The organism is Bradyrhizobium sp. MOS001 (genome assembly GCF_004634465.1).
Lineage (GTDB): Bacteria > Pseudomonadota > Alphaproteobacteria > Rhizobiales > Xanthobacteraceae > Bradyrhizobium > Bradyrhizobium barranii.
On sequence record NZ_SPVJ01000016.1, the window covers coordinates 56,777 to 75,331 of the forward strand.

General features: G+C 65.3%; 23 protein-coding genes. 11 read left to right on the forward strand and 12 right to left on the reverse strand.

Features of this window, described 5'->3' with window-relative positions:
* Position 1 precedes the first annotated feature (1 nt).
* From CT676_RS20955 to CT676_RS20970, 4 genes are read right to left on the reverse strand one after another with little or no spacing between them, the layout of a single operon-like run.
* On the reverse strand, positions 2-670 hold the full coding sequence (locus CT676_RS20955) for an amino acid ABC transporter permease (RefSeq protein WP_028169586.1): 669 nt from the start codon (positions 668-670) through the stop codon (positions 2-4).
* A 7-nt stretch (positions 671-677) separates the two neighbouring features.
* Positions 678-1,361, reverse strand: coding sequence for an amino acid ABC transporter permease (locus CT676_RS20960; RefSeq protein ID WP_071914692.1), 684 nt, complete (start codon positions 1,359-1,361; stop codon positions 678-680).
* Positions 1,362-1,371: 10 nt separating this feature from the next.
* On the reverse strand, positions 1,372-2,271 hold the full coding sequence (locus CT676_RS20965) for an NAD(P)-dependent oxidoreductase (protein ID WP_135215269.1): 900 nt from the start codon (positions 2,269-2,271) through the stop codon (positions 1,372-1,374).
* A 53-nt stretch (positions 2,272-2,324) separates the two neighbouring features.
* Entirely contained in the window at positions 2,325-3,065 is a 741-nt protein-coding gene (locus tag CT676_RS20970; protein WP_071914689.1) for a FadR/GntR family transcriptional regulator, read from the reverse strand.
* A gap of 181 nt (positions 3,066-3,246) precedes the next feature.
* On the opposite strand from CT676_RS20970, the gene CT676_RS20975 reads away from it, so the two are divergent.
* From CT676_RS20975 to CT676_RS20985, 3 genes are all read left to right on the forward strand, one after another.
* The gene (locus tag CT676_RS20975) at positions 3,247-3,564 is read left to right on the forward strand and encodes a hypothetical protein (RefSeq protein WP_135215270.1); all 318 of its coding nucleotides are present in this window, start codon (positions 3,247-3,249) and stop codon (positions 3,562-3,564) included.
* 77 nt (positions 3,565-3,641) lie between these two features.
* The gene (locus tag CT676_RS20980) at positions 3,642-4,010 is read left to right on the forward strand and encodes a GFA family protein (RefSeq protein WP_135215271.1); all 369 of its coding nucleotides are present in this window, start codon (positions 3,642-3,644) and stop codon (positions 4,008-4,010) included.
* Positions 4,011-4,108: 98 nt separating this feature from the next.
* Positions 4,109-4,924: a hypothetical protein gene (locus tag CT676_RS20985; RefSeq protein WP_135215272.1), complete on the forward strand. Its 816-nt coding sequence runs from the start codon at positions 4,109-4,111 to the stop codon at positions 4,922-4,924.
* Positions 4,925-5,063: 139 nt separating this feature from the next.
* Here the strand turns inward: CT676_RS20985 and CT676_RS20990 are convergent, their stop codons facing one another.
* Entirely contained in the window at positions 5,064-5,840 is a 777-nt protein-coding gene (locus tag CT676_RS20990) for an exodeoxyribonuclease III (protein ID WP_135215273.1), read from the reverse strand.
* A gap of 68 nt (positions 5,841-5,908) precedes the next feature.
* Positions 5,909-6,358, reverse strand: coding sequence for a hypothetical protein (locus CT676_RS20995; RefSeq protein WP_135215274.1), 450 nt, complete (start codon positions 6,356-6,358; stop codon positions 5,909-5,911).
* Here CT676_RS20995 and CT676_RS21000 point away from each other — a divergent pair.
* Positions 6,357-6,581 (forward strand): cysteine rich repeat-containing protein, encoded by a 225-nt coding sequence (locus CT676_RS21000; protein ID WP_135215275.1) that lies wholly within the window; start codon positions 6,357-6,359, stop codon positions 6,579-6,581. The genes CT676_RS20995 and CT676_RS21000 overlap by 2 nt on opposite strands.
* 160 nt (positions 6,582-6,741) lie before the next feature.
* Here the strand turns inward: CT676_RS21000 and alr are convergent, their stop codons facing one another.
* Together alr and CT676_RS21015 are read right to left on the reverse strand one after the other, a co-directional pair.
* Entirely contained in the window at positions 6,742-8,025 is a 1,284-nt protein-coding gene (gene alr, locus CT676_RS21010) for an alanine racemase (RefSeq protein ID WP_167768109.1), read from the reverse strand.
* A gap of 46 nt (positions 8,026-8,071) precedes the next feature.
* Complete coding sequence (locus tag CT676_RS21015) at positions 8,072-9,580, reverse strand: replicative DNA helicase (RefSeq protein WP_063983703.1); 1,509 nt, start codon at positions 9,578-9,580, stop codon at positions 8,072-8,074.
* Between the two features lie 442 nt (positions 9,581-10,022).
* On the opposite strand from CT676_RS21015, the gene CT676_RS21020 reads away from it, so the two are divergent.
* The 4 genes from CT676_RS21020 to CT676_RS21035 all read left to right on the forward strand — a co-directional run bounded on the left by CT676_RS21020 (position 10,023) and on the right by CT676_RS21035 (position 12,797).
* Positions 10,023-10,328 carry a hypothetical protein gene (locus tag CT676_RS21020; protein WP_244623219.1) on the forward strand — a complete coding sequence of 102 codons (306 nt, stop codon included), beginning with the start codon at positions 10,023-10,025 and terminating at the stop codon, positions 10,326-10,328.
* 312 nt (positions 10,329-10,640) lie between these two features.
* Positions 10,641-11,612 carry a hypothetical protein gene (locus tag CT676_RS21025; protein WP_166095949.1) on the forward strand — a complete coding sequence of 324 codons (972 nt, stop codon included), beginning with the start codon at positions 10,641-10,643 and terminating at the stop codon, positions 11,610-11,612.
* Between the two features lie 109 nt (positions 11,613-11,721).
* The gene (locus CT676_RS21030) at positions 11,722-12,318 is read left to right on the forward strand and encodes a TetR/AcrR family transcriptional regulator (protein WP_135215277.1); all 597 of its coding nucleotides are present in this window, start codon (positions 11,722-11,724) and stop codon (positions 12,316-12,318) included.
* Positions 12,319-12,329: 11 nt separating this feature from the next.
* Positions 12,330-12,797, forward strand: coding sequence for a PaaI family thioesterase (locus CT676_RS21035; RefSeq protein ID WP_085402845.1), 468 nt, complete (start codon positions 12,330-12,332; stop codon positions 12,795-12,797).
* A 36-nt stretch (positions 12,798-12,833) separates the two neighbouring features.
* On the opposite strand, the gene rplI is transcribed toward CT676_RS21035, so the two are convergent.
* From rplI to rpsF, 4 genes are all read right to left on the reverse strand, one after another.
* Positions 12,834-13,436 (reverse strand): 50S ribosomal protein L9, encoded by a 603-nt coding sequence (gene rplI, locus CT676_RS21040; RefSeq protein WP_135215278.1) that lies wholly within the window; start codon positions 13,434-13,436, stop codon positions 12,834-12,836.
* 48 nt (positions 13,437-13,484) lie between these two features.
* Positions 13,485-14,462 (reverse strand): hypothetical protein, encoded by a 978-nt coding sequence (locus CT676_RS21045; protein WP_135215279.1) that lies wholly within the window; start codon positions 14,460-14,462, stop codon positions 13,485-13,487.
* 128 nt (positions 14,463-14,590) lie between these two features.
* Entirely contained in the window at positions 14,591-14,830 is a 240-nt protein-coding gene (rpsR, locus tag CT676_RS21050; protein ID WP_007592020.1) for a 30S ribosomal protein S18, read from the reverse strand.
* A gap of 5 nt (positions 14,831-14,835) precedes the next feature.
* Positions 14,836-15,342, reverse strand: coding sequence for a 30S ribosomal protein S6 (gene rpsF, locus CT676_RS21055; protein ID WP_014495806.1), 507 nt, complete (start codon positions 15,340-15,342; stop codon positions 14,836-14,838).
* A gap of 345 nt (positions 15,343-15,687) precedes the next feature.
* Between rpsF and CT676_RS21060 the strand changes: the two genes are divergently transcribed.
* The 3 genes from CT676_RS21060 (at position 15,688) to fabD (ending at position 18,553) form a co-directional block, all read left to right on the forward strand.
* Positions 15,688-16,392, forward strand: a complete 705-nt coding sequence (locus CT676_RS21060) for a TetR/AcrR family transcriptional regulator C-terminal domain-containing protein (RefSeq protein WP_135215280.1) — start codon at positions 15,688-15,690, stop codon at positions 16,390-16,392.
* 3 nt (positions 16,393-16,395) lie between these two features.
* Entirely contained in the window at positions 16,396-17,421 is a 1,026-nt protein-coding gene (locus CT676_RS21065) for a fatty acid desaturase family protein (protein ID WP_135215281.1), read from the forward strand.
* 172 nt (positions 17,422-17,593) lie between these two features.
* Positions 17,594-18,553 (forward strand): ACP S-malonyltransferase, encoded by a 960-nt coding sequence (gene fabD, locus CT676_RS21070; protein WP_135215282.1) that lies wholly within the window; start codon positions 17,594-17,596, stop codon positions 18,551-18,553.
* Positions 18,554-18,555 lie beyond the last annotated feature (2 nt).

Below are 18,555 nucleotides of genomic sequence, written 5' to 3' on the forward strand. Positions count from 1 at the left end.
GTCAGGCTGGTGCGAGGTTGGACCTGCCACGCCCCATCCGCCGTTCCAGCTTCTGGCTGAACAGGGACAGGGGATAGCACATGGCGAAATAGACGACGGCGATGATTGCGTAGATGGCGAACGGCTCGAACAGCGAGTTGTTGACGATCTGGCCGGACCGCATCAGTTCGACGAAGCCGACCACGGAGGCGAGCGAGGTGTTCTTGATGATCTGCACCATGAAGCCGACGGTCGGCGGCGTCGCGATGCGGATCGCCTGCGGCAGGATCACCTTCATCATGCGCTGGGTCCGGCTCAGCGCGAGGCCTTCGGCGGCCTCCCATTGCGGCTTCGGCACCGACTGGATGCAGCCGCGCCAGATCTCGCCGAGATAGGCCGAGACATAGAGCGTGAGCGAAGCGCCGGCGGCAGCTAACGGCGAGACCTTGAGGCCGATCGCGGCGAGGCCGAAATAGCCGAGGAACAGGATGACGAGCAGCGGCGTGCCCTGGATCAGCTGGACGTAGACGCCGCTGGCGATCCGCACCGATTTGAGCGGCGAGATGCGTGCGAGCGCGATCACGAAGCCGACGATGCCGCCGCCGATCAGCGCGATCACGGACAGGCCAATCGTCCACAGCGCGCCCTGACCGAGGAACATCAGATGATTGATGTTGAGATGTCCGCCCATGGTCATCTCACAACGGCGTGCCGAGCCGGCGCCGGCGCGGAAACAGCACGAGGCCGAGGCCCCAGAAGCCTGCGCGCATCACCAGCGACAGGATGACGTAGAGCACGGCGACGATGATGTAGGTCTCGAACGCGCGATAGGTGTCCGACTGGATGTAGTTGGCGACGGCGGTGAGTTCTTCCGCCGAGATCTGCGAGCAGACCGAGGAGGCTAGCATCAGCAGCACGAACTGGCTGGTCAGGGCCGGATAGACCTTCTCGATCGCCGGCAGCAGGATAATGTGCCAGTAGATTTGCAGGCGCGACAGGGCGAGCCCCTCGGCGGCCTCGATCTGTCCGCGCGGGATCGCTTCGAAGCCGGCGCGCATGATCTCGGCAGTGTAGGCGCCGACGTTGATCGTCAACGCGGCCACCGCCACGGTGAAGGCGGAGAATTTCAGGCCGAGGCTGGCGAGACCGAAATAGACCAGGAAGATCTGGACCAGCAGCGGCGTGTTGCGGATGGTCTCGACATAGACTTTGCAGGCGCCCGCGATCAGCGGGCTTCGTGAGCCGCGGCCGACGGCTGCGAGCGTGCCGAACAGGGCGCCGAGCACCGTCGCGAAGGCCGCCAACTCCAACGTCAGCGCCGCGCCGGCCAGAAAATTCGGCCAACGCTCCAGCACCGCGGGAAAGTCGAGTTGGAGGCTCATCGTATCGGCTTCAGCCCGTCACCTGGTTGGTCATGCGGTCATAGACGCGGAACAGCGCCTGATTGCCGTTGCTGCCTTCGCCATGGGCGCGCGCATCGACATATTGGCTGGTGACGAGCGCGGTGCCGGGCAGCGGCACGCTCAGCGCCTGTGCGTGCTCCTGCACCAGGCGGAGATCCTTGAGTTGGAGATCGATCCGGAAGCCGGCGGAGACGTCGCCCGCGATCATTGCGGGGCCGAGCTTGTCAAGCATCCAGGACGCGGCGGAGCCACCGAGCAGAACGCGACGCAGCAGATTGAGATCGAGGCCAGAAGCACGCCCGAGCGCCAGTGCCTCACAGATGGCCTGAATGTTGATGCCGCAGATCAGCTGATTGCAGAGTTTTACGGTCTGGCCCGCGCCGGAGGCGCCGACATGCGTGATGGTCGTGCCCATTGCGCGGAAGAACGGCTCGGCCTGCGCAAAGGCAGCCGCATCGCCGCCGGCCATGATCGAGAGCGCAGCGTTCTTGGCACCCACCGGTCCGCCGGAGACCGGCGCGTCGATGAAGCTGACGCCGACCTTTTGCAGGTTGGTATGGATGCGGCGGACGGCGACCGGGGAGATCGTGCTCATGTCGACGATAAGCTTGCCCGGTGGCGGCGACTTCAGGAGGCCGTTCTCGCCGTAGATTGTCGCTTCGACATGGGGCGTGTCGGGCAGCATGGTGATGACGATGTCAGCGCCTTGCGCGGCGTCGGCGGGACTGTTGGCGCCGGCCGCGCCTTCCTTGACGCTGTCGGCCAAGGCGGCTTCGTTGAGATCGAAGACGCGAACCGCATGCCCGGCCACCAGGAGGTTGCGCACCATCTCGCGGCCCATCGTGCCGATGCCGATGAAGCCGACATTGCCCTTGTCGTTCCGTCCCATGTCAGTCGTCCGTTTCTTGGTTGATTGGTTTCTTGGTTGTTGGCCTGCCGCGATCAGCCTGAGGCGCTGGTCTTGTCGATGTCGCCGACGACGGCGCGCCTGCGGTATTCGTCGCCAATGGCAAAATGCTTGCGCAGCGTCGCATCCGCTCGCTCGGGGTCGCGCGCGATGATCGCGTCGAAGATGCGCCGGTGGTCGTCGATCAGGTACGTCTTCATCGACGGAAAGGCCTGCACCAGCTCGCGGCGGCTGCGATGCGAATGCGTCAGCAGTCCCGCCAGCGAACCGTGCAGGACCGTCAGCGTTTCCGAATGCGATGCCACGACGATGGCACGATGGAATTCGAAGTCGGCCATGCCGCCGGCATCCGCCTCGTCGATCGTCTCTCCAATCTTCGCGAGCGCACGCTGCAGACGTTCGAAATCGGCGATGTTGGCGCGCTCGCACGCGAGCCGGATCGCCTGACACTCGATCGCGACGCGCGCCTGCATGACGTCATCGAGCATGTCCGCCTGCTGGGCGAGCGCGAAGGTGAAGAAGTCGTTCAGCACCGAGACATCCGGCTGCGTCACCACGGTGCCGATGCGGTCGCGGATTTCGACGATGCCGAGCACGGTGAGGGCGCGCAGCGCCTCGCGGACGATGGGCCGGCTGACGCCGAGGAGGGTTGCCAGCTCGCGCTCGGAAACCAGGCGGTCGCCGGGCTTGAGCGAGCCCGCAAGCAGGCGTTCGCGCAGGAAGGCGAACACCTTCTCGAACCCTTTTTCGCCCTCGGTGGCCCGCTTCACTTCCATCCCGGTCTCTTCTTTGGTCTGATCTTGGTCAGACCAGTAGGCTAACCAGCGCGTCGGCGTCAAGAGCCTTGGTTAATTGCGGGTGTCGCAGGCGTGGCCAATCCGATCAGTTCCCCGGCCGGATCCTTCAAATTTGAGGCTTATTGATCGGAGCGCTCACTCAAAGAACTTGAGGTCCGCGATGCCCGATCATCATTCTTTCTCCGCCCTCGACCGCCATGCGGCGCTCAGCGGATCCGATAACGGCTTTCCCTGGTATGCGGGCGCGATGCTCGCGGTCGAAGCGAGCGAGGTGGTGCGGCTGCGCTGCGAGAAGCTCACCCGTGGCGACGAGGCCGCCGGGCAGGAGGCCGCGCTGATGGTCAGCGAGAAGATCGCCGCGGCTTTCGAGGCGGCCGCGAGCCTGCTTGCGGGAGCAACACCGGCCACGATCGTCCAGCGCTACCGCGAGCACGTGGCTGCGAACGCCAGGCGGCTGTCCGCGAACGAGGCTCCATGACGGAGTTGCGCTGCTGACAGCATGTTGGCAGCAGGGGCAGGCTACGACCATCTCCTGACAAAACGGAGAGCAGGTCCATGCCGATCGAGGCAAGCTGTCATTGCGGTGAGACGGTGTTCGAGGTGACGGAGGCGCCGGCGAGCGTGACGCGCTGCACCTGCTCACTCTGCACCAAGCGGGGCGCGTTGTGGGCCTATTACACGCCGGCCCAATTTCGCCTGCTGTCGCCGCCGGAAAATGTCGCGACCTATCTCTGGGGCAGCCGCACGGTCAAACATCATTTCTGCGCGAGCTGCGGCTGCGGCACCTATTCGGAGTCGCCGGACTGGTCGACCGGCAAGGCCGATTTCGACAATCCCAAGGTTGCCGTGAACGCGCGCCTGTTCGACGATTTCGATCTCGATGCCGTGCCGGTGAACATGATCGACGGCAGGAATTTGTGGTGAGCATGCAGGGCGCGCGCATGTCCGCTGCGCGTCTGTGACCTTGAGGCGATTTTGAAAAGCTGATTTGGTCCGGCCCCAGAGAAAAAGGGGGGGAAGCCATGATGCGTCTTTTTGCGCGAGTGATGCTCGCAATGTGTCTCGCCGTTGCAGCCGGCTTCAATGCGCAGGCGCAGACCAAACCGAAGGTCACGACATCAGGACCTGACTTCCCCAAGGCCGCGCTGTTCGTCGGCAACAGCTTCTTCTACTACAACAACGGCATGCCCGGGCATCTCTCCTTCATGGAGCGCGCGGCTGATGCTGACAACGAGGCGGCGTACCGCAACACCATGGCTACGATCGGCGGCTCCGGCCTCGATTGGCACGACATGGACAATCTGCTGCGGCCGGGCGGCATCGGCGCCTATTCCTTCGACGAGCAGAACAACGTCGTCTTCAACAAGTCGGGCAGGCAGTTCGACGCCGTCGTCATGATGGATTGCAGCCAGTGCCCGATCCATCCGCAATTGAAGGACGCGTTCGCGACCTTCGCCAAGAAGGACAGCGAGATCGTCCGTGCCCATGGCATGCGGCCGGTGTTCTTTATGTCCTGGGCCTATGCCGACAAGCCGGAGATGACGGAAGCCTTGGCCGAGGCCTATACGCTCGCCGGCAATGCCAATGATGCGCTCGTGATTCCCGCAGGCCTCGCCTTCGCGCGCGTGCGCAAGCTCCAGCCGGAGCTCAATCTGTATGCTCCGGACAAGAGGCACCCGAGTCCGGCGGGCACGTACCTGGCAACCTGCGTGACACTCGCCGCGCTGACCGGGCGCTCGCCGGTCGGCACTTCCTACAACATGGGACTGGATGCGGAGACCACCCAACTGCTGCAAAAGGCGGCGTGGGATACGGTGCAGGAATTTTACGGGCGTTGATCTGGCGCGATCTCGTAGGGTGGGCAAAGCGACTTGTCCGCCGTAGCTCGAAGAGCGAAGGCGGAAGCGTGCCCACCACCTTACTCGCGATAGAAGATGGTGGGCACGGCGCAAGAGCGCCTTTGCCCACCCTACGAGATCAACGCTCCTTCAGCAGCACCCACGCCGGCGCGTGATCGCTCGCCCCATCCTCGCCGCGCACCTTCTTGTCGACACCCGCCTTGGCCAGCCGTGAGACGAGGGCGGGGCTGAGCAGGAGATGATCGAGCCGCAGGCCCGCATCGCGCGGCCAGCGGTTTCGCTTGTAGTCCCAGAACGTGTAGATGCGCTTTTCCGGATGCAGCTCACGGATCGCATCGCACCAGCCTTGTTCGACCAGCGAGGCAAAGGCTGCACGGCTCTTCGGCTGGATCAGCGCATCCTTGTCCCATGACCGCGTCGGATAGATGTCGATCTCATCAGGCGCGACGTTGTAGTCGCCGGCGAGCACCACGGGCAGATCCTGCTTGATGAAGGTCTTGGCGTGGCGCTTGAGGCGCGCGAACCAGTCGAGCTTGTAGTCGAATTTCGGCCCCGGCTGCGGATTGCCGTTCGGCAGGTAAATGCTGGTGACGATGATGCCGCGCACGGCGGCCTCGATGTAGCGGGCTTCGCGATCATCAGGCTTTCCCGGCAAGCGATCGCGCGTGAGAATGGGCTCGGCATTGCGGGCGAGGATGGCGACGCCGTTCCACGTCTTCTGTCCACGCCACACCGCGCCGTAACCGGCCTGTTCGATGGCCGCTGCCGGAAATTCGCCGTCGGCTGCCTTCAGTTCCTGGAGCGCGACGACATCAGGCTTCGCCGCGCTCAGCCAACGCAACAGGTTGGGCAGGCGGCGGTTGACATTGTTGATGTTGAACGTCGCGATCCTCATGGGCCCAACGACTGGAAATCTTCAGAAATGACTCGCAACCGTTGTCATCGGCGTTCCACGATGTATGCTTACAACCCAAAATTGCCGATCGACACGATGGAGGTTTGACGATGACCAAGCTTTGCCTTGCCGTAGTCGTGGCCGCAACCGCATTTTCCGGAGTGGCTCTTGCTGCCGAGAAAATGGAAATCGCCTTTAGGGTGGAATATTTCAAATACTGCCCCAGTGTCGTGCCGGGGGGCGGGCGCATTGTTGCTTGCCTGAACAGGTACAGGAGCCATATCGGCAACGCGTGCAAAGAGAGCATGGATGCGTGGGTTATCGATAACAAGGTGCGCGGATAATCGAGCGCGATGAGATCGATGAAGCATCATCGCCCCTAGGACCACGGGCGAGGCAGCGACATCAGGCTTCGCCGCGCGGTCGTAGGACAGATTCGGTTGACGTTGAGTGCCGCAATCTTCATGTAGAGATTGCGGCCGCGGTCGTTTGCGCCGCCACCGGAGATCCAAATCCATGTTGAAGTCCAGTCTGAGCCTCGCCATCGTCGCATTCGTCGTCGCGTTCTCCGGTGTCGCGTCGGCACAATCGTCCGATCCACGCGGCGCGTGCAAGGCGGACTATGACAAATTCTGCGCCGGCATCGCGCCCGGTGGCGGCAAGATCATCGCCTGCCTCAACGCCAAGCGTGACCAGCTCAGCGCGTCCTGCAAGACGGCGCTCGACAGCCGGAAGAAGTAAAGCGCCACTCTCGTGTTCCGGACGCGCTGCAACGCGTGAGCGTTGCTGCGCTGAGCCGGGACCCCAGATAGCTACACGGTACGATGTTGAGAGATGGCCCCGGCTCTGCAGCGCACCGCTGAAAGAGCGCTGCGCTGCGTCCGGGGCACGAGAGTGTCGATTAGGACGGCAGCGGCGGCGGGCTCGCGGGCTGCTCGATCGGCGGCGGGGAGGGCGGCTGCTCGGCCGCCTGCACCAGCGCGGGCTCCGGCTTGACCAGCGGCTCCACCTCATTGCCGCCCTTGTAGACGCGGGCGTAGCGGTGGCCGAGGCTGGTCAGCACCTCGTAGCCGATCGTGCCGAAATGATGCGCGAGCTCGTCGACGGTGATGCCCTCGCCGAGCAGCGTCACCATGTGGCCGCGCCGCGCCGCATTCGGGGCCAAGTCGGTGATGTCGATCGCGATCAGGTCCATCGAAACGCGGCCCGCGACCGGGCAGCGCTTGCCGGCGACAACGACCTCGGCGCCGCGGGTGCCGTCATTGGAGCTGGCGGCGCGGAAATAGCCGTCGGCATAGCCGACCGCGATGATCGCGAGCTTTGTCGGCCGCCGCGCGGTCCAGGTGCCGCCATAGCCGACGCTCTCGCCGCGTTCGACATTGCGGGTCTGCACGATGCGCGCCTTGAGGTCGACCACCGGCTGCATCGGGTTGTCGGCCTCAGGCGTTGGATTGACGCCGTAGAGCGCTGCGCCCGGCCGCACCAGGTCGAACTGGAAGGGCGCGCCGAGGAAGATTCCGGAGGAATTGGCGAGCGCAGCCGGCACGCCGGAAAATTCGCTGGCGATACTGCGGAAGGTTGCCAGCTGTTTTGCATTCACGGGACTGTTGAGCTGCTCGGCCGAGACCAGATGGCTCATCACCAGCGTGATGCCGTGATCGCCGGCGTTGATGCGGGGGATGATGGCCTGCGCGTCCGCAAGCGTCAGCCCGAGCCGGTTCATGCCGGTGTCGATGTGAACAGCGGCGCCTCCGGTCCAGCCGGTGCGGCGGCAGAACACGTCCCATTCGGCAAGCTCGTTGAGATCGCCGATCACCGGCCGGCAATTGATCGTGGCGTAGTGCTCGCCGGTGTTCTGGAAATAGCCGCCGAGCACGTAGATCGCGGCTTCCGGCACGGCTTCGCGCACAGTGCGCGCTTCCTCGATGGTGGCGACGAAGAAGGTCTTGCAACCGGCCTTGCTAAGGGCCCGCGAGACCTGCGCGGCGCCGCAGCCATAGGCATCGGCCTTGATCACGGCCGAGCATTCGGCCGGCACGGCCGTCTTCTCGAGCTTGCGCCAATTGGCGATGATGGCGTCGAGATCGACGGTGAGCACGCCGCCATAGGCTGCGAGCGCGGCAGCCTGATTGGCCTCCGCGGAGAGGAGGCCGGATTGCGGGATCATTTTCGGGTCGGACGCCATTGTCATGGCGCCGTTTTACGCAAGAGGCCGGTCTGGTTCAAGGAACTCAGTAGTCGTTGCCGCTGCGAACCGGCAACTGACTGTCAGGCGCGAGGTCGCCGAACCTGGTGACCGAGGCTTCGAACGCCAAATCGACGGTGCCGGTCGGGCCGTGGCGCTGCTTGCCGATGATGACCTCGGCTTTTCCGTGCGCAAGACTCATGTCAAGCTGCCACTTCTCGTGTTCAGGCGTGCCTGGGCGGGGCTCCTTCATCGCGAGGTAATATTCCTCGCGGTAAACGAACAGGACGACGTCGGCGTCCTGCTCGATTGATCCGGATTCACGCAAGTCGGAGAGCTGCGGCCGTTTGTCGTCGCGGGATTCGACTTGGCGTGAGAGCTGGGACAGCGCGATCACGGGAACGTTGAGCTCCTTGGCCAGCGCCTTCAGGCTGGTCGTGATCTCCGTGATTTCCTGTACTCGGTTGTCACTCCGCTTGCCGGATCCGGAGAGCAACTGGATGTAGTCGATCACGAGGAGATCGAGGCCCTTCTGCCGCTTCAGCCGGCGCGCGCGTGCCATCAGCTGCGCGATCGACAGGCCGCCGGTCGCGTCGACATAGAACGGCAGCGACTGCAGCTCGATCGAGACTTCCCGGATCTTGTCGAAATCGGCTTCCGAGATGCCGCCGCGGCGGATGTGGGAGGAGGGAATGCCGGTGCGCTCGGCGACGATACGCGTGGCGAGCTGGTCGGCCGACATTTCGCAGGAGAAGAAGCCGATCACGCCGCCATTGGCGGCCTTCATGGTGCCGTCAGCCTGGACCTCGCCGACATAGGCCTTGGCGACGTTGTAGGCGACGTTGGTCGCCAGCGAAGTCTTGCCCATGCCCGGGCGTCCGGCCACAATGATGAGGTCGGAGTGCTGGAGGCCGCCCATCTTGGTGTCGAGGTCGCGCATGCCGGTCGAGATGCCGGACAGCTTTCCATCGCGCTGGAACGCTTTGGCCGCGAGATCGACCGCGACCGCCAACGCCTGCGAGAATTTCTGGAAGCCGCCGTCATAACGGCCGGATTCGGCGAGTTCGTACAGGCGGCGCTCGGCGTCCTCGATCTGCGCCCGCGGCGCGAAGTCGACCGGCGCGTCATAGGCGACATTGACCATGTCCTCGCCGATGCCGATCAGGTCGCGTCGCAGCGCCAGATCATAGATGGTGCGGCCGTAGTCCTGGGCGTTGATGATGGTGGTCGCTTCCGCCGCGAGCCGCGCCAGATATTGCCCGATGGTCATGCCGCCGACATCGGTGTCGGCCGGGAGGAACGTCTTCAGCGTGACGGGCGTGGCGATCTTGCCCATCCGGATCAGGCTGCTGGCCGTCTCGTAGATGGTCTGATGCAGCGGCTCGAAATAATGCTTCGGCTCGAGGAAGTCGGAGACGCGGTAGAAGGCGTCGTTGTTGACCAGGATCGCGCCGAGAAGGCTCTGTTCCGCCTCGATATTATGCGGCGCGCTCCGATACGCCGGAGTTCCGGGCTCGGGCGCGAGTTTGAGGACGTTCGAATCAGTCAGGGCCATGGTCGAGCGTTAGCAATTTTCTGGGGCGGATACGGGGCCGGGATAAAGCGCCGCCTCAGGCCAAAGCGGAAGCAAAAGCTGACCGCTATCAACCGCTCAGTTAAAATGGTGGATGATTGGCAGCCGCGGCACGCGCCGCGCTTGACGGTTTTTGCGGAACTCGCCCGTCCCGGAAGCGGCCGTGACCGCGCCACGGAAAACTCCGGGTGACATGAACCTAATGGATTGGCGCGCAGACGTATCAAGAAGCGCGCGAAATGACGCACGCCGGGAGCTTTGGGCTCGGATTCAGACCAGCAGGAGGTAGACCAGCGCAACCAGGGCCGCTCCGACGCCGGTGGCGATCAGGGCGTAATCGGTGCGGAGGTCGTCCTGCACGTCGAATGAGGTTTGGGTCCGCTTGCTCATGGCGACGGTCTAAGCCGGGCTCGACGAGACTTATGTGAAACAGATCACATCTCCCCGGATTCTTTCGGGGTACGACCCGGAACAGGAAGGCGGTCGGGGGGTTGTCTCCCGCCACCAGGGAACGAGGCGAGCGATGCGGCCAGAACGGCAGCACCAGAATTGGCGAAGCGAGGCGGCCAGCCGGCTTTGGCTGTCGGGGTTGATCGCGGCCATGCAGCACGCCGAGCGGCCCGAAGTGCGGCGCGAGCCGGTCTCGCCCGAGACCCTCGCGGACCTGCGGGCGCAACTGGCGTTAACAGCCTCTTCCCGATCGTCCCAGATCTCGACCCTGCGTCATTAGGATTCATTCACCAACCAGCGTCAGGCCCGGGTTCGGCGCCGCCTTCGCGCGCACGATGACGGGTGTCTGCGGCGTCGTGACTTTGCGACGATGTGCCGCTTCCGACAGGCGACGCGTCGTCTCGCGAGGCCACCGGCACTCGAACAAGCTGCAGCGCTATTGCGCTGTGATCACAGCCGATATTCCAAAAGCGCTTAATCACATCCTTGCGTGTGGAGGCTGCTTCCATTCGCGGCTCAATCCGCTAAAAGGTGACCCGCCGCCGCGCCTTATGCCGGCTGCATTCGCGTAAATTCAATGGAGATGATGGGAATGTCGAGCCGAGCGCTCAGCCTCGCGACGGTATTGCTTCTGATCGGCTTCGGCGCGACCGATACCGTCCTTGCGCAGGCGACGAACCTCGAGGCCGGCAAGGCCCCATCCCAGCTTTTCGCGCAGACCTGCAGTGCCTGCCACAAGAGCCCGCGCGGCCTGTTGAAGACGGTGGCGCCGGGCTCGCTGCCAGGCTTCCTGCGCCAGCACTACACGACCAGCTCCGACATGGCCGGCGTGCTCGCGTCCTATCTCGTCTCCAACGGTGCCACCGACACCCGCTACCAGGCCAAGGACGGCAAGGACAAAAAGGACGGCGCCAAGGAGAAGGAAGCCAATACCGCGCCGGAGCATCAGGGGCGCCGCCAGCGCTCCCAGGACGCCGCCAAGCCGGACGGCGAGGCTGCCGCGCCCGAGGGCGCCCGTCAGAAGCGCGCGGCACGGCCACCCGAGGAGGGATCGAAGGAAGGTGCGAGGCCCGAGGGCCAGGCAGCGCCCGAGGGACGCAAAGCTAAGCGTCGCGCCAAGCCCGGGACCGAGGAAGCCCCGAAGGTCGACGCCGCCGCGCCGGCCATTGAAGACAAGAAGAGCGAGCCGAAGGCCGAGACCAAGCCTGACACGACCAAGCCCGACACGGCCAAGGTCGAGCCCGGCCGTGACGAGGCGAAGCCCGAGAACAAGCCGGCAGAGAAGCCGGCTGAGGCCAGGCCGGATAGTGCCAAGGTCGAGCCGCGCGGCAGCGATACTCCGGCGCTGCGGCCCGATCCGGTACCGCAGGTCACGCCGGCTGCGCCGTCTGCCGCCGCGAAGCCCGCCGAGGCCAAGCCGGCGGAGGAGGCTGCTCCCAAGCCGGCCGCGAGCTCCGAACCGGCAGCCAGGCCGCAGGAGCCTGCACCGCCCGCGACCGCTGCGGCCCCGCCCGCGGCGCCAGCCGACTCGTCCGGTCCGCCCACACCGCCGATTTCGCGCTAAGCGAAGCCAGATTTTCCGTCGATTTGCGAAGGCCGCACGCATCGCGGCCTTCGCATCGTCTTGACCACAATTAGAGTATTGCTCTAGAGTAATACTCTAGGAGGCGTCGATGGCGACGAGCGTGCGTGACGACCTGTTGGCGGCCGCGCTTTTCGTATTCGACCGGGTCGGCTTCGAAGCTGCGACGGTGGCCGCGATCCGCGCCCGGGCACGCGCCTCCAACGGCAGCTTCTTTCATGTCTTCGGATCAAAGAAGGAACTGGCCGGTGCGCTGTTCCTGGAGGTGCTGCGGCACTATCACGCCGCAGTGCTGGCCGCGCTCGATCCGATGCCCAATGCCGGGCAGGGCATCGATCGGCTGATCCGGGCCCATCTCGACTGGGTGGTGTCGAGCCGGCGCGAGGCCCGCTATCTCTTCGAGATCTCGCGCAGCGAATGGGGCGAGGACGTCCGCGACGCCCAGCGCGCGCAGAATGCGCGCCTTGCCGAAGGCATCGAGCGCTGGCGCGCGCCGTTGGTCGCCGGCGGCGAGCTTTTGCCGATGACGCCTGTGATGTTCGTCAGCCAGCTCATCGGCCCTGCCCAGATCTTCTGCCGCGCCTTTCTCTCGGGACGTGACCGCGCCGATCCGCGCAGCGAAGCCGACACGCTTGTCACCTGCGCCAACCGTGCGCTGCGCCCGCCCGATCGCATCCACAAGCAATAAGGAGAAGCCGCATGCGAGCCGAAGCAGATCCCGAATTCGGTCCGATCGCCGAGCGCATCCACGCCAATGTCGGCCGGCAGGGTTTTATGAACCTGGTGGGCGCCGAGCTCTCGGAATTGTCGCGCGGCACCTGCACGATTGCGGTCGCGCGCCGGCCCGAGCTGCTCCAGCAGCACGGCTTCTTCCATGGCGGCGTCACCGCCTTCCTGGTCGACAACGCCACGACGATCGCAGCGGCCACCTCGCGCGGCCAGCCGGCGTTGACGGCGGAATACAAGCTCAATCTGTTGTCGCCGGCGGTCGGCGAGAAGCTGATCTGCCGGGCCAGGGTGATCAAGCCGGGCCGCCAGGTCTCGGTGGTCGCGGCCGACGTGTTTTGCGTCAACGACGGTGTCGAGAAGCATACGGCAACTGCGCTCGCCTCGATCGCGATGCTGAGCGAGGACGTCGCCGCGAAAACGAAAAGCCCGGCCGCCTGAGGCGGCCGGGCGTCGCAACCTGCGCGAACGCGGGTCTTACTTCTCGGTCTCGTCCGCAGCCGGCGCCGGCTCGTCGTCCTGCTGGGCTTCCGGATCGAAGAACTCGCCGGCGGCGGCGATCGCTTCGGCGGCCGCATCGCGGTCCTCGTTGCGGGTCGAGATGTCCTCGCCGCGGTTGATGCGCTCGGCCTCGTCCTGGCTGCGCGCAACCGTGACGGAAACCTCGACCTCGACCTCGGGGTGAACGGCGACGGTGATGGTGTGCTTGCCGATGGTCTTGATCGGCGCGTCGAGCTGCACTTGCGGGCGCTCAAGCGAGACACCGTCGGCTTCGAACGCAACGACGACGTCGCGCACCGTGACCGAGCCGAACAGCTGGCCGGCTTCGGAAGCCTGACGGATCACGATGATGTTCTTGCCTTGGATCTTCTCGGCGACCTTGGACGCCTCGCCCTTGGACTGGAGGTTGCGAGCCTCGAGATCGGCCTTCATGCCGTCGTACTTGGCGCGGTTGTCGGCGGTGGCGCGCAGCGCCTTGCCGCGCTTGAGCAGGAAATTGCGGGCATAGCCGTCGCGAACCTTCACGACTTCGCCCATCTGGCCGAGCTTGCTCACGCGTTCCAGCAAAATGACTTCCATATTCGTTCTCCTTTGAAGTGTTGAGTGAGTTGGGTTTTGGGGTTGAACTTAAGAGGTCGGCAGCGGCGGTGGCTGGCGGCTGCGCAGGAAGCGCTCGCGGAAGCCGAACACGGCATCCGCGAGGCCGAGGATCACCATCGCGATGACGGGCCAGCCGAACACGACGACGACGGCATAGGTCGAGCCGAGCCAGAAGGTGCGGCTCTTCAGCGCCAGCGTCAGCGTATGCAGCACGGCAAAACCGGTCAGCGCATAGCCCATCATCAGCGCCGCCGTCGTGATCTGCGCGACCATCGCGAGCAACCCGCCGGTGAAGCAGAACGCGAGCGCGATGCAGAGCGCCACCAGCGTCATCGGCGGCAGCTCGGCCGTCATCATGTCCGGCCACGGACGCAGCAGGCGGCCCGATGTCGCCGTTATCTTGCCGCTGAGCCAGAGATTGAGGGTGAGCGTCATCATCGCGACGATGGTGGCGGCGGCCGGGGCGATGAGCACCAGCGCGTCGACGAACTGACCGGCTTCGCCTGACGTCTGCGGGTCGGCGGTGCGGAGCAGGCGCATCAAGCCGCGCCGCAGCGTGCCGGTGATCGTCTCGGCGTCGGTGCCGAGGGTGAGCAGGGCGGCGATCGTGGTCAGCGCGGCGAAGCCCGCGATCCACAGCAGGATGCGGCCGACCGGATACCATTCGAGCTCGGGCTCGGCCGGCGGCTCGGTGGCGGTTTCCGGCGCGACGGGTCCAAGGCGCCGGCTGAGCAGGACGAGATGGCCGAGCCACCACGCGGGCAGCGCGACGGTGACGGCAAAGGCGATGCAGTAGGGCAGGCCGAACAGGGCCCCGAGGCCGATCGCAGCTGCGATGCCGCCGAGGCTCGCGCAAAGCGGGCCCCAGCCGATCGAGGCGACCATCAGCGGCAGCGGCGCGAGATAGAACAGGACGAGCGAGATCAGCGCGCCCGATACGATCGAGGCGAACATCAGGGCCGACGCAGCGCCGGCGATCAGGGCTATCAATCCAAGAGTCATCATCAGCTGTCCCGCTCCCTTCGAGCGGTTAGAGGCATCTCGCCCCAACCATCGGCGACCAGACGACCCGGAAGCCTTATGAAACCAAAAAAGCGCGGCCGGCGGCGATGTCGCCGCCGGCCGAATTCGTCTTAGCGAATGACGTAGGGCAGCAGGCCCAGGAAGCGCGCGCGCTTGATGGCGCGGGCGAGCTCACGCTGCTTCTTGGCCGACACCGCGGTGATGCGGCTCGGCACGATCTTGCCGCGCTCGGAGACGTAGCGCATCAAGAGCTTGGAGTCCTTGTAGTCGATCTTCGGAGCGTTTGCGCCCGTGAACGGGCAGCTCTTGCGACGACGGAAAAACGGACGGCGTGCACCAGCTTCAGCCATTGATCTTACTCCGCATCCGGCGTTGTCGTTTCAGCTTCGTCGCGCGGACGGCGCGGACCGCGGTCACCGCGGAAGCCACCACCGTCGCGATCGCCGCCACGGAAACCACCCTCGCGGTCGCCACGGAAGCCACCGCCTTCACGATCGCCGCGGAAGCCGCCGCCACGGTCGTCACGCTCGCGGTCGCGGTCAGCCTTGCGCATCATCGCCGACGGGCCTTCCTCGAGCTCCTCGACGCGAACGCTGAGATAGCGGATCACGTCTTCGCTGATGCGCTCCTGGCGCTCGATCTCGGCGATCGCCGCGGACGGCGCGTCGATGTTGAGCAGCACGAAGTGCGCCTTGCGGTTCTTGTTCATGCGGTAGGTGAGGGAGCGAACGCCCCAATTCTCGGTCTTGGTGACCTTGCCGCCGAGACCCTCGACGATGCCGGTCATCTGCGCAGTCAGCTCTTCGACCTGCTGCGTGCTCGCGTCCTGGCGCGCGAGAAAAACATGCTCATAGAGAGCCATAATGGTCCTTTCCTCATGTTGGCGCATCGCCCGGCGTCAAGCCCTTGAGAGGCCTTCGGAAAGGACTCTGGGATTAAGCTCAGAAGGCGGAAACACGGGACGACGGGCCGACTGGCCCTGCCACACCAAAATCACGAAGGATTTGCTGAGACCGTCCGTTCAGCTCCCGGCCGGGGTCTGCGGATGGCGCGCTTATACGGATTTTGACCGGCTTTGCAAGGTTGGAGGCCGTGCTTTCGGCCCCGGATGGTTCCGGTGCGGGCAGCGGGGCCGGCCCTCCCGGACCACACCAGCTTGATTTATTTGTTTGTATAACATACAAAGAAATCAACGCAGAAGACCCCAATGGTGGAAAAGTCGGTCCATGAGCCGTTAGAGGCGGCTGGCGACCCCAAGCATGCGGCCCGGGCCACACGTTCGGCCGGTCGCAAGATGCGGTCGCTGCTGCTCGATGCGGCGAGCCCGCTGTTCAGGGAGCGGGGGCTGTCCGGCACGGCCATCACCGACATTGCCGCCGCCGCGGACGCGTTCCCGAGCCAGATCACCTATTACTTCCGCACCAAGGAGGCGCTGTTCGTCGAATGCGCCTGCCGCGAGCTGCTGTATCTGGCGCGGGCGACGGAGCAGGCAGCGCTGAAAGCGCGCACGCCGCGGGACTATACCCGCGCGCTGGCCGAGACCGTGACGGCGAGCGATTCGGTCGCGTTCTTCGCAGAGGCGCTGACGCTGACCCGGCGGCGCCAGGATCTTGCGCCGCTGGTCGAGCGCACCATCGAGCGCCTGCACGGTGAAGGCGCGCGCGCCTATGCGAGCCAGGTCGCGCGGCACGGCTGGCGCTCCCTGCGTGCGCCCGACGAAAGCTCGCGGCGGTTCTGGGCCGCCGCCATCGGCGTCATTCTCGAGGGGTACGCCATGGGCCGGTCGCCGGATGAATTATGCGCCGAGATGCTGCGTGTGCTCGGCGAGCAGGCGAAATCAGCCAGCGACACGGCGCGGCTCCGTCTGGTCGACGAGCGCGACGCATCTGGCAGTTCGAATGAGGAGGGTTAGGCCATGACCGCACTTCGCATGCGTGCCCGCGATTTCCTGACCGACGACCAACTCGCCGACGTGCGCCAGCGCGTGACCTGGAAAGGCGTCGCGCTGATCGCCCACGCCTGGGCACTCATTGCCGCAGCGATCGCTTTCGTCGCGTGGTGGCCCAACCCGATCACCTACATTCTCGCCGTTGCCATCATCAGTTCGCGCCAGCTCGGGCTCGCGATCCTGATGCATGACGGCGCGCATGGCTGCCTGTCCGCTGACGAGAAGACCAATCTGGCCCTGAGCCAATGGTTCTGCGCCTATCCTCTCTTCGCGGAGACGCGCAGCTATCGGCGCTACCACCTTCAGCATCACGCGCGCACCCAGCAGGAGGACGACCCCGATCTCGTGCTGTCGGCGCCGTTTCCGATCACCAAGCTGAGCTATCGCCGCAAGTTCATTCGCGACATCACCGGGCAGACCGGCTACCAGCAGCGCAAGGCGCAACTGCTCAATGCGCTCGGGCCGAAGGACTGGACGTTGCGGCAGCGCGCGGCGCATTTCTGGGAGAAGCTCGGCCCGCAATGCCTCGCCAATGCCGCGATGTTCGCAGCGCTCGCGGCAGCCGGCGTATGGTGGGCCTATCCGCTGCTATGGCTGGTGCCGCTGTTGACCTGGATGATGGTCATCACCCGCATCCGCAACATCGCCGAGCACGCCGTCGTGCCCGACAGCAGCGATCCCTTGCGCAACACCCGCACCACGCATGCGAATTTCCTCGAGCGGCTGTTCATCGCGCCGTACTACGTGAACTATCACCTCGAGCATCATCTCCTGTTCTACGTGCCCTGCTACAATCTGCCGAAGGTGCATCGCCTGCTGAGTGCGAGCCGGCACGCCGGCCGCATGGAGGTGCAGCCGGGCTACGCCGCGGTGCTGCGGCTGGCGACCGCGAAGCCGGACCGGGATGACCGGCCGGGGCAACTCGTGAACAGCGCGCGCCGCGCGCAGGCAGGGGCGGCGGTCGACGCCAATCAGACCAATGGTGGATTCTAGGGCCAGCGTTCCCCGTTGAATCCCGGGCGAAGTTCCTATCTTGGCTTGACATTCCGGCCCCGGACAGTGTCTACGGCCCCCTTTGGAGCATGATCCGGAACCATGGCCTAAGGCCGTGCGTCATCGGCTGCCGGTTCTCGCAGGGATCACGCCCGACAAGCAGGGAGCGCCGATGACGGCAGCATTCACATTTCCAGGGCAGGGGTCCCAGGCGGTTGGCATGGGCAAGGCCCTGGCCGACGCCTTTCCGGTGGCGCGCGCCGTGTTCGACGAGGTCGATGCCGCGCTTGGGGAGAAGCTGACGGCGATCATCTGGGATGGTCCGGCAGAAACTCTCCAGCTCACCCAAAACGCCCAGCCGGCGCTGATGGCGGTCTCTGTCGCCACCCTGCGCGTGCTGGAGGCCGAAGCCGGGTTTTCCGTGGGACGGGATGCGGCCTTCGTCGCCGGCCACTCGCTCGGTGAATATTCGGCGCTGGCTGCGGCCGGCAGCCTGACGATCTCGGATACCGCGCGGTTGCTTCGCACCCGCGGTCTCGCAATGCAAAAAGCCGTGCCGGTCGGCGCCGGCGCGATGGCCGCTCTCCTTGGTCTCGACTACGAGGCCGCCATGGAGGTCGCAGGCGAGGCGGCACAGGGCCAGGTCTGCCAAGCCGCCAACGACAATGGCGGCGGGCAGGTGGTCGTCTCCGGCGACAAGGCTGCGGTCGATCGCGCCGTCGAGATTGCCAAGACCAAGGGCGCCAAGCGCGCAATGCTGCTGCCGGTGTCCGCACCGTTCCATTGCAAGTTGATGCAGCCCGCCGCCGACGCCATGGCGGAGGCGCTGGCGAAGGTCACGATCAGGGCGCCGGCGGCGCCGCTGGTGTCGAACGTGCTGGCGAGCGCCATCAGCGATCCCGACGAGATCCGTCGCCGCCTGGTCGAGCAGGTCACCGGCACGGTGCGCTGGCGCGAGTCGGTTGCCTATATGGCAGGGCAGGGCGTCAACCGCTTCTTCGAGATCGGCGCTGGCAAGGTGCTGTCTGGTCTCGTCAAGCGCATTGCGGATGGCGCCGTCGGCGTGTCGGTCGGTGGTCCCAACGACATTGCCGCCGCCAAGGATGCATTGGCCGCTGCGAAGCAGGCCTGAAG